Here is a 13,084-nt window from a genome sequence, read left to right as displayed (position 1 = left end):
TTAGGTCAATCCCATCAGTGGTTGACCTAAGGTTTTTTTGCTTCTATGGTGTAATTTAAGGCGATGTTTCAGTCGTTGGCTCTTTTTCGGAGCGTTCTTGTTCGTTGTGAATGGTGTATCGGTTGCGACCGCGCGTTTTCGATTGGTACAAGGCTCTATCGGCACCTTGGAACATCATCATGTAGCTATCCAATGTTGGGTTGGTGGTGCCGGCTGCTCCAACGCTTATCGTCATTGTCGATTTGGTCGGCGAATGCTCATGAGGGATCTGTAACTGTTCAATGGCGGCCATTAATCGTTTGGCTTGTTTTGTTGCATCGATGGGCTCTGCGCTGAATAAACAGACGCTGAATTCCTCACCGCCAATTCTGGCAACACAGGCTTCTCCAACAAAGTCGACGGCATCAAGTGCTTGGGCAACTTTCCTAATGACTTTGTCACCATCAAGGTGGCTGTAATTGTCGTTATAGAGCTTGAAGTGGTCAATGTCTACCAGCAATACCAGCATATTCGGTGCTCGTTTAACCTTTATCTGCTCCTTAATGACACGCTCAAGTTCACGACGGTTTGCAACACTGGTGAGTGGATCATGGGCTGACTGCCAAGCGAGTTCTTTGCGGTTTTCTTCTAATTCAATAATCAGTTGCTTCATGTTTCGAGCAAAATCTTGCATTTCGTAAGACATGAATTGATCGTCGGGCGGTAGAACTCCCGTTTTTCTAAATCGTTTTAATCCAATTTGAGCACGCCTAAAAGGGCTTACAAATGTTGATGCAGCAAACAGATTAAATGCCAGCATGAGCAACGAGAAGCAAGCTAAAGCCGAGATTTCGTCCCAGCGTAAAAAGCTAGGGATTTTGATTGAATGAGAAACTTCGACAACCACCGACAACGGGTATTGACGGTCATTTTTAATAATGTGGGAGTGATTGTCGTGTTTAACCAGTTTTTTGGCGGCTTCTTGTGGCATAACATCAAACTTGATGTCTAGCCCAGTAGAGCCTTCAATTTGGTTGATAAGGGGTGCTCTGACTTTCTTAATAAACATCAAAAAGCCGTTTTCACACGAGGTGCCGTGGTTGTTACAAATTCGGCTGGTGGCCAGTAAGTGAGGAGAATCATCGATTACCAGCAGCCTAACAAAAGGTTCAAACTTATCAGTATCAGAGCGAAGAGTCTCTGCTAGCAAAGAGCCAAACTTGTACTTTATTGTGCCAAATTGAGTTGGTTGTTCGGTGTTATGGTCGTAACGCATCCCCCATAGAAGTTGCACATCACCATCAAATACAAAGACACCATCGAGCATTTTACTCTTAAACACGTAATCGTTAATTACTCGAGTTAATTGCTGAGGATCTTTTGAGATGGCGATAGTACGCAGTTCATCCCATGATGCATAATCGCTGAGAGTAGAGCCTAGATCTTGTTTTTCAATATTGATTGCGGCTTTGACCCGCTCGACTTCTAAATCTTGTAATTGGATCGCTTCTACTACCGCTCGGTCATGAGACCAAGTGTATTTTATAAGCATATATCCACCGACAAAAAGTAGGCAAATGGTTGTCGAAATAACCACTGAAAGCTGCCGTAAGCTGAAGTGAGATATGTTCATTAAGTACCGTATGTTGTATTACTGTGTAGCCATTTAACTAAATAGCCGATTCTGAGCCTTTAAATAGTAGCAGAATTTCATATATAGAATGTGATCCCGAATGAATGCAAACAAATGGATGGCAAATAATTTGAACCATTTATTTAATTACTAACAATGTTGCTACAAAGCACACAAGTATTCATACATTTATATATTCAGTCTTAATCGTATAGATATGGGAAGTTTCGCCAACTGATTGACTGAGGGGCAAATTAATGTCGCATTAAATGACTGATCTTTATTGGAAAATAACAACTCATCATGGACATCTATGTAATTAGAGTTTATATTCTGTGCCCTAGATCACATTCCGGCATGGACGCAGTTTAATTACTGTATGAGGCATTTATGCAATTTTCGTTGAAAAATATATCTATTAAAGTTCAAGTTCTAATTCCTGTGTTACTTCTTGTCATTTCACTTTTTTGTGCTCTGTTGGTGACAAAAACGAACCTAGAGATCGAACAACAAGACATGGCTGATAATACCCATGCGCTTGTTGAATACAAAGATGCCTTAGCCGGTTTAGATGACGAAATTTATCCTTTGCGAATTGACGCGGTTTACGCCATTTATGATAGCGCTCGCCGAACAACGTTCAGCAACAAGCTAACGACGATCCCAAGTATGGTTGATAATTCGTTAAGCAAACTTGTGACTAACCCTGACTTTCGAAGTGAAGTGACTCATGTTAAACAGTCAATTCAAGCGTACGTTGATTATTCTAAACGCGCTCTGACTATGTTTGAACGTCATGACAGCAATCAGGTCACACAATCAGAATTTGATGCCTTTATTGCAGGCTACCGTGCTGTTGGTAACGAAATGGTTGAGTCTATCAACACACTTTCTCGTGATGTTAACCAGTACTCAATGCGCGATTTAGATGACAGCATTGCACGAAATGAGCAAGTGAAACAAACGGCGAGCTACTTAGTACTGACCGTGTTTGTTATTTCGCTTGTCGTGGCTTGGTGGTTATCGGGTCTAATCGTTTCTCCTATCGTTAAGCTTCAAGGCGTTATGCGTAAACTGGCGGAAGGTCATTTAACCGTGAGAGCAGATCAAGACGGCGAAAATGAAATTGCCAAACTCAGCGCGGATGTAAACCAGACCGTTGTTCAATTGCATGAAACGGTTGAAGCATTGGCTCGCATCAGTGAAGAAGTGGCGTCAGCGTCAACAGAACTTGCGGCAGTGATGACGCAATCAGAAGCGAACGCACACCAAGAACGCAACGAGCTTGATCAAGTGGCTTCAGCGGTAACGGAATTAGCAAGCACAGCAGACAACGTTTCTGATAACGCAACGGCTGCAGATTCAACAGCAAAACAAGCGGATGAGCTAGCAAAAGCAAGCCTAGAAGTATTTGCTCAAGCCGGTGACGCCAATGAACAAATGTCTGTTGCGCTGAATGAAGCGGCGGAAGTGGTAACTCAGCTTAAAGATCAGTCTGATGAGATCAACGATGTCATTGAAGTGATTCGTGGTGTTTCTGACCAAACCAACTTACTTGCATTGAACGCTGCAATTGAAGCCGCACGTGCTGGTGAATCTGGCCGTGGTTTCGCCGTGGTTGCAGATGAAGTACGTATGCTGGCCGCAAGAACACAAGACTCTACTAAAGAGATTCAAATTATCATTGAGTCTTTACAATCAAAATCTCTTATTGCTAACCAAAGTATGCAAACCAGCATTCAAATGCTGGCGCAGAACGAAGAATTGAGTCGCCAAGCAAATGACTCTGTTGTTGGTATCACTGAGTCTGTTAACGACATTAATGATATGAATGCTCAAGTCGCAACAGCCGCTGAGCAGCAATCTCAGGTGACTCAAGATATCAACCGAAACATCAACAATATGTCTGAGCTTGTTAATCAAAACGTAACGGGCATTAGCCAAAGCGCGAGTGCGAGTAATGAATTATCGCGTTTAGCAGAACAACAGAAACACCAGTTATCGTTCTTTAAGTTGTAGGGGGCGAAGTGCTGAGAGCGAAGTGCTAAAAGCTAGGTACTAAAAGCGAAGTATTGAAAGCTAAAAGAAAAGGCTAAGTGTGATTGGATTCGCACTTAGCCTTTTTAAGTTTCTGCCTAACGCCTCAAACCCTTACCCCGGTCGACCATCTTCCCTCGGTTTCATCAACATCAATCCATATTTTCCAACAAACATCGCGAATGCAAATACCCATAAGGTTGCCGAGATATTAATGAATAGCATCATGTGTTCGGGCATTAGAGCGACGCCTATGCTACGAAGTAGGGCTGCGATAAAGAGTGCGATGAATGCTAATGTCATATTGGGGCCTTCGTAAATGTTACGGCCAGTATGACCAAGCGTAACGCGGCTTATCATGGCTAGTATTAAGCCCGCCAACGCGCCAATGGCAAATAAGTGGAGCATGTTGTGTTCAATAAATGGTTGGTCTGTTAGGCCACGTACCCAGAGCGTTAATGGAATACAAGCGTAAGCCAGGTGCAGTGACCAAACGAGTGGTTCACTGACGGTCTTCCAAGGTTTCCATCGATAGATCCGAATAGAATGCGCGATAGCCGCAATGAGCATCAGGGGTTGAGATAACTCACTTTGAGCCATTGGGAAAAAGCTCAATATGAACAGCAGCACAAGTGGTAAATTACCGACGTAGTCTAACCAAACAATGGGCTGCGGCTTTTCGAACTGGAAGCGACGAGCAGTAAAAAATGGAATGACGCGGCCACCCATGACGGAAAGCAACAAGATAAACCACCAAATCATGGCTTGCCAAACTGCCGACGAAGGGAAAGGTGGCATCCCTTTAATGGTTGCGTAACTCGCAAAGTTGGCAACCAAAGCCAGAATAAAAAGGGGAACGAAGAACAAGTTCTTCCAGCCTTTCGACTTGACGACACGTGAGCCTATTTCATAGGCGAGTACGGCAAAAAATAACCCTTCAATACTGGACGTAAGCCAGAGTGGAGCAGGAGTCCAAAACAGGATTCTTGGGGCTAACCAGAGCCCAAAGACCAAGGCCAACATGCCTTTTTTGGTGCCGTTGATACCGGTCCAGTTTTGTACAGCGGTTAGAACAAACCCGGCAACAATGGCCATTGCAAAGCCAAACAACATTTCATGCACATGCCACCATAGGGCAGGAACAGAGAGCAGATCTGGTTGGCCGTTTTGAAAGGCATAAACCCAAACCACAATAGCAATTAGGGCGTAAACGGAACCAAACAAGAAAAAAGGACGAAACCCCAAACGCAGTAGCGGTGGGATCTTGTTTTCCTCTTTCATATCGGTGATGTTTAACATAAGGTTTGTTCTCGATTTTTAAAGATGCATTTATAATACACCTTTAAAAATAAATGCCAATAGTAATCTTATTTTAGCTAAGAACGGCACTTATGCAGAGTTTATCCATGGGAGATATCTTGCCCGAGTCCAGCTAGGTAGGGCCTATTAATCAAACATACAGGGCAACTTCATCCAGTACTTCAGGGTTGGCAATGGCTCCGATATTCTCTATCGTTTTCCCGGCCAATATCTGCTTAACAGCCAGCTCGACTAACTTGCCAGACTTGGTGCGTGGCATTTCAGATAGGGTATAAATATAAGAGGGAACATGACGTGGAGAGCACTTTAGCTTTAAACACGTGCGAATTTCTTTTTCCAATTCCTCATCGAGTTGATAGCCGTCTTCAAGCTGAATAAAGAGGACGACACGTTCGTCTCCTTGCAGTAATCGTCCAACAGCCAATGCGTCACGAATAAAAGGTAATTGATTGACCTGTTGGTAGATCTCAGCGGTGCCAATACGAACGCCTGCTGGGTTTAGCGTGGTATCACTTCTGCCATAAAACACCATTCCGAGATGCTCAGTAAGCATAACCTCATCGCCGTGATGCCATGTGTTATCGTATTTTTTCCAGTAGGCATTATGGTATCGCTCGCCATCATCAAGCCAAAAACCAATCGGCTGATTCGGAAAACTATTACAACAAACGAGCTCACCTATTTCTTGCGTTTTAGGCAAGCCTTCAGAGTTAAAGACTTGCACATCCATCCCTAATGCAGCGCCTTGAATCTCCCCTCTAAAAACAGGGGATATGGGATTACCTAGAACAAAGCAGCCGCAAATATCCGTTCCGCCAGAAATAGAGGCCAAATGCACGTCGTTATTAATGCACTGATAAACGTAGTCAAATTGATGAGCGTGTAGCACTGAACCTGTGGAGCAGACTGTTTTTAAACAGTTTAGATCGTGGTATTTATTCGGCGCATAATTGAGCTTTTGGATGACCTCTAAATATTTGGCAGAAGCACCAAATAAGGTCACTTGTAAGCGCTCAACCATTTGCCACAATGCATCGGTATTCGGGTAAGTGGTATGGCCGTCGTAAACAACAATACTGGCTCCACTTGCGAGTGCTGAGGTCAGCCAGTTCCACATCATCCAACTGCAGGTGGTGTAATAGAATACGCGGTCGTTTGGCTTGATGTCGCAGTGAAGTTGGTGTTCTTTTAGATGGTTTAATAAGGTGCCCCCGACACTGTGTGTGATGCACTTAGGTTTACCCGTTGTGCCAGACGAATACAGAATGGCCAATGGAGCATTAAACCCTTGGCGACAGTAGCGCATGCCCGTTGCTTGGTATCCTTCCAGCATGTGGTGCCATTCTGAAAACGTACTTTCACTGTCTGGGTGTAAGTAGTTAATTTGGCAGACTTGAGTCACTGAGGGTAAGTTTGCAACGACCTGTTGGTTTTTACTGTTCATGCAAAAGGCTTGTCCATGGAAGCTATAGCCATCGACACAAAACAAGACTTTAGGCTGAACTTGCCCAAATCGCTCGGTAACGCTGTCTACCCCAAAGTCCGGCGAGGTTGCTGTCCATATCGCGCCTAAGCTGCTGGTGGCTAACATCGCAATGATGGCCTCAGGAATATTCGGCAAGTAACCCGCAACCACATCTCCTTCACCAACGTTACAATCACGCAGCCATTGTTGTGTGACAGACACTTTGTCGCACAACCTTTGCCAAGTGATTTGACGCGCTTGCCCTTGTTCATTCTCAAAAAACAGCGCTGTTTGGCTCGGGTTTTGAAAAGCGTGGGCGAGGACATTTTCGGTGTAATTTATGTTCGCGTTTGGAAACCATAGCGTGTCTCTTTGTGGAATGAAATCCCCGTGCTTGCTCGGGCCGCTACAGCAAATTTCTTCACCTTTTGTTCCCACGATATCGAAGTAATCCCAAAGTAGCCCCCAGAACACGTCAGGGTTCTTTATCGACCACTGATGTAGATCTTGATAGCTTTGAATGGAGAGCGAGCAGGCGGCATTCACATGATCAATAAACAGGGTCATGTTTGCATTGGTGATGCGTTGCTCGCTTGGGGTCCACATTGGCTGTGTTTTAGGCATAACGTTCTCAGTCTTTATGACAGAAGTGGCGACATTCATCGCGATATTTTCTATCTTCTTGTATCAAAGATAGTGTGAAATACCTTAGTTGCAATGTAACGACGGGCAATTGTGAGCAAAATATTGGCTTTGGCTTGTAAAATCACAGCAATTTTGTGGCGCTTTGTGTATAAAGAAAAGGACTTCATACATAGGATTGCTAAATGATTAAGCTTGGGATAATTGGTACAAATTGGATCACCGACAGTTTTATTCGCGCTGCGCTCGCGAGTGGCCAGTTCGAACTGGTCAGTGTCTATTCTCGTTCGGCTGATAAAGGGCGTGAATTTGCCAAACAATACAACGCCGATGTAACGGTATTTGACGATTTCAATGACTTTTGCCAAGACACCAAGACTCAAGCTGTCTATGTCGCCAGCCCGAACTCTCTGCATTGTGAACAGTCCATTGCATTATTAACGGCAAAAAAACACGTGATATGTGAAAAGCCGCTGGGTTCAAACTTGAGCCAGGTCGAAGCGATGTATAACACTGCCCAAGCAAATAACGTGGTGTTGTTTGAAGCATTTAAAACGCCATACTTGCCAAACTTTGGTCAATTGAGAAATAGCTTGAGCGAGATAGCGCCTTTACGAAAAGTGCTTTTTAACTACTGCCAGTATTCTTCGAGATACCAGAAATACCTTAACGGAGAAAACCCAAATACGTTTAACCCTGAATTTTCAAACGGTTCAATCATGGACATTGGCTACTATTGTGTTGCAAGCGCAATAGAACTGTTTGGGGAACCGACAAGTATTTTCGCAAGCGCAGATTTATTGCCTTCAGGGGTTGATGGTCATGGCAGTGTTTTAATGAGTTATGCCGGGTTTGATGTGATGATTGCGCATTCCAAAGTGTCGAACTCCAGTATTTTAAGCGAAGTGCAGGGCGAGAAAGGCGCGCTATCTATCGCGCACCTTTCAGAAGCTAAGCAGGTGACCTTGCATATGAATGCAGAACCAGCCAAAGATTTGACCATTGAAAGTGATGAGTTGAGTATGCGCTATGAGGCGGAACATTTTGCCTTGCAGATCAAGAATGGAGAGATGGATGAGGCTGCCGTCGGTCGATCTTTGATTACAGCCAGAGTCATTACTAAAATCCGTAAACAAACCGGCGTGATCTTCCCCGCAGATACGAGTAAGGTCTTGTAATATGGGCGTTGAGCTTGGTTTTAGGCCGGTAAAGTGTGCGTTTTTGGTTGCGAGCTTATTAGGCGCGCAACCCGTTTTCGCTGACGGTGTTGCAGCACCTAACATGAGCCATTCTTCATCTATAGAGGTGATCGCTTTACCCGACAGTACTAAAGCCAAAGATGAAGGTTCGATATTACCCAATCAGTTTATTTATCAAATCCACCTTAATGATGATAACCCCAATCAGGCGTTAATTGAGGTTGATACGTCACTCATGGAAACCAGTTTTTGGTCTGCTGCTCGCAGTCTAGGAGAGTCGGATCCGGTTGAATTGACGTGTCACAATGGCGCACAAACAAATAGTTTGCCATATGAGGTCACTCAGAGTTGCGATAAAGTTTCATGGCCTATCACATTTACCACTGCACCAGAACTTGGCCTAGATGCCTCGGCTCAAGTTAATAGTTACTTTCCAGTCAGCAAAAGTCGTAAAAAGCCGTGGTATTTACTAACAGAATGGCATTCTCTACCTAGATTAAAAACGTCTAAACCGATTAAGGTGTGTTTTGATACAACGCATTGCCAAGGCCTTCCTACCTTAACCGAAGCGCCTTTATTCATGACGTTCAATATGCCTAAGCATGAGTTGTCTTTGTATAAGCAACCGCTGGCTTTGTTTACTGACGTCCCTGCTTTACTCGAGAATCAACAGCAATGGCTACCCATAATGGAAGAGCAAATGGGGTATTTGATGGGTGTGTTTTCTGCGTACCGAACGAAACCTTGGAGCTTGGTCGCATTGGGCAGGGAAGTAAGTGCTGGCAGCATAGGGGGCGCCGCAGGTAACCGTGTGTTTATGACTAACGTGCCACTGGAAAAAGGCGAACTTCAAGTCGACGCGTTAAATCACTTTTTGAAAATATCAGCTCATGAGTCACTTCACTTTATTTCATCGGTAGATTCACCCATTTGGCTGAGTGAAAGTTTGGCTGAGTATTATGCGCAAAAATCTTTGGTGGATACTGAATACGCTTTTCCCGATCCGGTGCAAGTGTGGCGAAAAAAATCTGAAAAACTGCCAGTCGCAAGTACAGGGTTGTATTTGGCAAGTGATAAAGTGTCTAAGCAAGGCTTGATGCAATATTACCCCTTGTTCTATTTGAAAGGGACTGCGTTTTGGTTAGATCTAGATTTACACTTACAACGTAAGCAGCGCAGCTTAGATAACTATGTGTCGTTGTTGCAAATGAAAAGTGATGGATCAAGCGAGAATAGCAATCAAACGGAAGAAGGTCGTGATGTAAGGCTTCCTGTGGAGTTTGTCGAAGCGGTGAGTGATGTTATAGGCAAGTCGATATTTAACAAGTTGGAAGCTCGCTATCTTCTATCACCAATTGAGTGACAGAAGATAGTTTGAAGCTTGAGGCAGAAGCGGTTTTGTCTCTTACGACTTAAGCGATTGGAGCTTGTTGCGCCGAGTCCGGTTTGTCGCAGTGCCATAATCCGATGAAGGCTAGGATTGACGCTAATAGCATGATTGCACCCAAAGACATTTGATTTTCTGACGACATAAATGATGCAACCAATGTTGCTAAGCCCGCCCCAAAATTTTGAAAACCGCCCAAAATGGCACCCGCTGTCCCCGCATGAGAGGGAAAAGGCGTAAGCGCACCCGTGGTTGCCGCCGGGAACAAAATACCCGCACCTAAGAAGTAGATGGTTGCACCACCGACCAGTGTCAGTACGGTCGTTTGGTCAAACAAACCAGGAACGAGCACGATGGCGGAGCCAAGCGTAATCGCGATTAGGCCACCAAGCAAAGAGGTACGTTCAGACCATTTATCGGCAATAACACTGGAAATACCCGCACCGGCTAAGTAGCCAGGAATCGGCACAATGAACAGCATGCTCACGGTTGTTGCCGGTAAGCCAAGCGTACCGCCGAGCAATACCCCAGCGGCTGCTTCAAACACCGCAACGCCTGCAAACGTGGCGACCAGTGTTATCAAAAAACCTTGGAATTGACGATTGCTCAGCACGAAGCGATAGCTTTCGACTACGGATTCGTTCTTACGTCTCTCTTTTGGTAGCGTCTCATGTAAGCTTGTCATCATGGTTAGTGACACTGCAATGCCAAATAAGGCCAAAAATAGATAACTGCTACGCCAGCCAAAACTTTCCGTTAAGAAGCCGCCTAAAACGGGCGCGACTAAGGGCGAAAACATCAAACACATGCTGATCAGGCTATTGGCTCTGAGCAAGTCAGAGCCAGAAAAACAGTCGCGGGTCAGGGTTCTTGCCATGGCACCACCACATCCAATACCTACGCCTTGTACAAAGCTACCTAGGAGAAACAGTTCAAAATTCCACGCGAATAACGCGGCAACCGTACCAACAAGATAAATGCTCATGCCAATAATAATGACAGGCTTACGGCCAATGCGATCAGATAACGGGCCATAAACAAATTGAGATAAGCCATATGGGATCAGGTAACACGCCATTACTGCTTGAAGCGCACTAGGATCGACCAAAAACTCATTTGCCATGTGACCAATAGATGGTACGTACATAGTTTGAGTCATTTGACCTACGGCAGCTAAGATGGCGATAAGAAACGTCAACCGAGCCAAAGGCACAGAAGCGGACATGCTGAAACTCCTGAAAAGTCACTATCAATATGGGAACAGTGAAAGATATAAAAATGTGTGATAGATCACACTGTGTTGGAACGGCGAGATAGTAGTGGTATTGCGCATAGCAAGCAATAGAAAACTGGGTGTTTCAGCAAGATTGTTTTCTATTAATCGGATTAGTTTATCTAATGTATTTATGTGAGATTTTTCTTTAGGAATAAGAGGTGTGGGGTAGTTTCTTCAAAATAGTATCAAAAGTGAACAAATTAAATTGATGACATTGTCGATAGGTGCCATGACTACCATTCAATCTCAATGGGAGTGCCGAGCTTAACCATTTCAGCGAACAGTTGCATTTCGTCATTGGTTATCGCAATGCAACCGTCAGTCCAATCGAATTGTTGAGCGATAGGGGCAAAGTCAGGGTGCCAGTTTTTTTGGCCATGAATCATAATCATACCGCCAGGATCAACGCCTCGTTGTTTCGCTTGTTGTTTATCTGAGTTATTGGGATAGCTAATGTGGATGGACAAATGAAATGCAGAATCAGTTTTGATGTAATCTAGGATGTAGCGTCCTTCTGGTGTTTTTTGATCTCCCTCTTGCTGTTTGTGGCCTTTAGGTGACTTGCCAAGCGCTATTTGAAACTCAGCAACCACCACCTGATTATCCAGTAAGTACATGCGTCGTTTAGATTTGTCTACTTTTACCAGATCTACTGCGGCATGGCTTAATGAGCTAAAGACAAAAGCGCTCCCTATGAAAAAGGGTAATGCTAATTTGCTCAGGCGCGTCGTACCATTAGTGAGCACGATAGGTAGTAAGTTAAGACTTTGTAGAATAGCGAGAAAAACGCGCAGCATTTTGGTTCAATAAGGTAAGAAATCGATACTAAATAGTATAGAGGAACAGCAACAAAAAACGCCGAGTCTGGCTCGGCGTTTTGGGGTTGATCGTAAAACTAACCGATAAACGAAATATAAGTCTGAAGAATGATCAGGTTTACGATGTCAATAAAGAAAGCCCCGACGATTGGCACGACCATAAAGGCTTGTGGTGATGGCCCAAAGCGAGAAACCAAAGAACCCATGTTCATCACTGCGGTCGGGGTTGCGCCTAAGCCAAACCCGCAATGTCCTCCGGCAATAACCGCCGCATCATAATTACTGCCCATTGCTCTAAAGGTCACAAAGTAACAGAACAAGCCTAAAATAACCGACTGTACAGACAATATAACCAAAAACGGAATGGCTAAATCAAAGATATTCCAAAGCTTTAGGCTCATTAATGCCATAGATAAAAACAGCGCTAACGAAACGGTGCCTAGAATATCAACGGTTTCAGTATCAATCTTATGCGCTTTAGTGACTTCCATTAGGTTTGTGATGAAAACACCAATAAACAGTGCGTAAACAAAGTCCGGAATACGTAACCAGCTGATCTCAAATGTGCTGACAAACTGCTCCAGATAATTTGCGCCAGTCACACAGATCAGTAAAACAAACAGTGTTTCAATGACCTTCTTGGCGGTGACCTTGTCTTCTTCTAATTCGTTATATGTAACCAATTCAGGAAAGCGCTCGTGGGTGTGGTTACCAGAACCATACTCCGATTCAATATTATGTTTGTTAATTAGGCGCTGAGCGACAGGGCTACCGATGATACCGCCAATGATCAAGCCGAAAGTAGCGGAAGCCATGGCAATTTCAAGGGTGTTAGCCATGCCATAGTTTTCTGCAAAAGTTTGCGACCAAGCAGCTCCAGTACCGTGTCCACCACTTAGCGTTATGGAACCGGCGATTAACCCCATAAGAGGATCAAGCCCTAAAGCCGTCGCCAATGAAACGCCAACACCATTTTGGATGATGATGTAGATAGACGCTATCGCAAGGAATAGGAAGACTTTTGCTCCTCCTTTCATTAACTGTTTGTAGTTGGCCGCTAAACCAACGGTGCTGAAAAACATCAACATAAACGTATTTTGCAAAGGCAACGAAAACTCAAGGTCAACGCCGTTAAAATGCAAAACCGTGATTGCAATGGCAACAATAAGACCACCGACGATGGGCTCTGGGATATTGTATTTTTTTAATGTAGGGATTTTAGCGTTAACTAGGTGGCCAATAAAAAGAACGCTAATAGCGATCAAGAATGATTCTAGCGGGCCAATGGAATATGAAACGTTCATAAAACCTCTTTTCTTTGTCTGTTT

9 protein-coding genes are annotated in these 13,084 nt (G+C 44.2%); 3 read left to right on the top strand and 6 right to left on the bottom strand.

Annotated features, from left to right (window positions below; translation table 11 throughout):
- Nucleotides 1-55: 55 nt before the first annotated feature.
- Entirely contained in the window at nt 56-1,531 is a 1,476-nt protein-coding gene (locus VTAP4600_RS18395; protein ID WP_172443175.1) for a sensor domain-containing diguanylate cyclase, read from the bottom strand.
- Between the two features lie 471 nt (nt 1,532-2,002).
- Between VTAP4600_RS18395 and VTAP4600_RS18390 the strand changes: the two genes are divergently transcribed.
- Nucleotides 2,003-3,631 carry a methyl-accepting chemotaxis protein gene (locus VTAP4600_RS18390; RefSeq protein ID WP_102524253.1) on the top strand — a complete coding sequence of 543 codons (1,629 nt, stop codon included), beginning with the start codon at nt 2,003-2,005 and terminating at the stop codon, nt 3,629-3,631.
- A 132-nt stretch (nt 3,632-3,763) separates the two neighbouring features.
- Here the strand turns inward: VTAP4600_RS18390 and VTAP4600_RS18385 are convergent, their stop codons facing one another.
- On the bottom strand, nt 3,764-4,948 hold the full coding sequence (locus VTAP4600_RS18385) for an NnrS family protein (RefSeq protein WP_102524252.1): 1,185 nt from the start codon (nt 4,946-4,948) through the stop codon (nt 3,764-3,766).
- A 151-nt stretch (nt 4,949-5,099) separates the two neighbouring features.
- Nucleotides 5,100-7,058: an acetoacetate--CoA ligase gene (locus tag VTAP4600_RS18380; protein WP_102525442.1), complete on the bottom strand. Its 1,959-nt coding sequence runs from the start codon at nt 7,056-7,058 to the stop codon at nt 5,100-5,102.
- A gap of 203 nt (nt 7,059-7,261) precedes the next feature.
- Between VTAP4600_RS18380 and VTAP4600_RS18375 the strand changes: the two genes are divergently transcribed.
- Together VTAP4600_RS18375 and VTAP4600_RS18370 are read left to right on the top strand one after the other, a co-directional pair.
- Complete coding sequence (locus VTAP4600_RS18375) at nt 7,262-8,254, top strand: Gfo/Idh/MocA family protein (protein WP_102524251.1); 993 nt, start codon at nt 7,262-7,264, stop codon at nt 8,252-8,254.
- Between the two features lies 1 nt (nt 8,255).
- Nucleotides 8,256-9,638 carry a hypothetical protein gene (locus tag VTAP4600_RS18370; protein ID WP_102524250.1) on the top strand — a complete coding sequence of 461 codons (1,383 nt, stop codon included), beginning with the start codon at nt 8,256-8,258 and terminating at the stop codon, nt 9,636-9,638.
- 49 nt (nt 9,639-9,687) lie between these two features.
- Here the strand turns inward: VTAP4600_RS18370 and emrD are convergent, their stop codons facing one another.
- The 3 genes from emrD to gltS all read right to left on the bottom strand — a co-directional run bounded on the left by emrD (nt 9,688) and on the right by gltS (nt 13,060).
- Nucleotides 9,688-10,887 carry a multidrug efflux MFS transporter EmrD gene (emrD, locus tag VTAP4600_RS18365; protein ID WP_102524249.1) on the bottom strand — a complete coding sequence of 400 codons (1,200 nt, stop codon included), beginning with the start codon at nt 10,885-10,887 and terminating at the stop codon, nt 9,688-9,690.
- 284 nt (nt 10,888-11,171) lie between these two features.
- The gene (locus VTAP4600_RS18360; RefSeq protein WP_102524248.1) at nt 11,172-11,735 is read right to left on the bottom strand and encodes a L,D-transpeptidase family protein; all 564 of its coding nucleotides are present in this window, start codon (nt 11,733-11,735) and stop codon (nt 11,172-11,174) included.
- Nucleotides 11,736-11,833: 98 nt separating this feature from the next.
- The gene (gltS, locus tag VTAP4600_RS18355) at nt 11,834-13,060 is read right to left on the bottom strand and encodes a sodium/glutamate symporter (protein ID WP_102524247.1); all 1,227 of its coding nucleotides are present in this window, start codon (nt 13,058-13,060) and stop codon (nt 11,834-11,836) included.
- Nucleotides 13,061-13,084 lie beyond the last annotated feature (24 nt).

Origin of the sequence: Vibrio tapetis subsp. tapetis (genome assembly GCF_900233005.1) — a bacterium.
Lineage (GTDB): Bacteria > Pseudomonadota > Gammaproteobacteria > Enterobacterales > Vibrionaceae > Vibrio > Vibrio tapetis.
Note: the sequence above shows the minus strand (reverse complement) of the source record. Positions and strands in the feature narration are given on the sequence as shown.

Excerpts from the sequence above, each read along its gene's own strand:
- VTAP4600_RS18390 (WP_102524253.1), top strand. The coding sequence starts at position 2,003 with ATGCAATTTTCGTTGAAAAATATATCTATTAAAGTTCAAGTTCTAATT.
- VTAP4600_RS18395 (WP_172443175.1), bottom strand. The coding sequence starts at position 1,531 with ATGCTTATAAAATACACTTGGTCTCATGACCGAGCGGTAGTAGAAGCG.
- VTAP4600_RS18385 (WP_102524252.1), bottom strand. The coding sequence starts at position 4,948 with ATGTTAAACATCACCGATATGAAAGAGGAAAACAAGATCCCACCGCTA.
- gltS (WP_102524247.1), bottom strand. The coding sequence starts at position 13,060 with ATGAACGTTTCATATTCCATTGGCCCGCTAGAATCATTCTTGATCGCT.
- VTAP4600_RS18360 (WP_102524248.1), bottom strand. The coding sequence starts at position 11,735 with ATGCTGCGCGTTTTTCTCGCTATTCTACAAAGTCTTAACTTACTACCT.
- VTAP4600_RS18375 (WP_102524251.1), top strand. The coding sequence starts at position 7,262 with ATGATTAAGCTTGGGATAATTGGTACAAATTGGATCACCGACAGTTTT.
- VTAP4600_RS18380 (WP_102525442.1), bottom strand. The coding sequence starts at position 7,058 with ATGCCTAAAACACAGCCAATGTGGACCCCAAGCGAGCAACGCATCACC.
- emrD (WP_102524249.1), bottom strand. The coding sequence starts at position 10,887 with ATGTCCGCTTCTGTGCCTTTGGCTCGGTTGACGTTTCTTATCGCCATC.
- VTAP4600_RS18370 (WP_102524250.1), top strand. The coding sequence starts at position 8,256 with ATGGGCGTTGAGCTTGGTTTTAGGCCGGTAAAGTGTGCGTTTTTGGTT.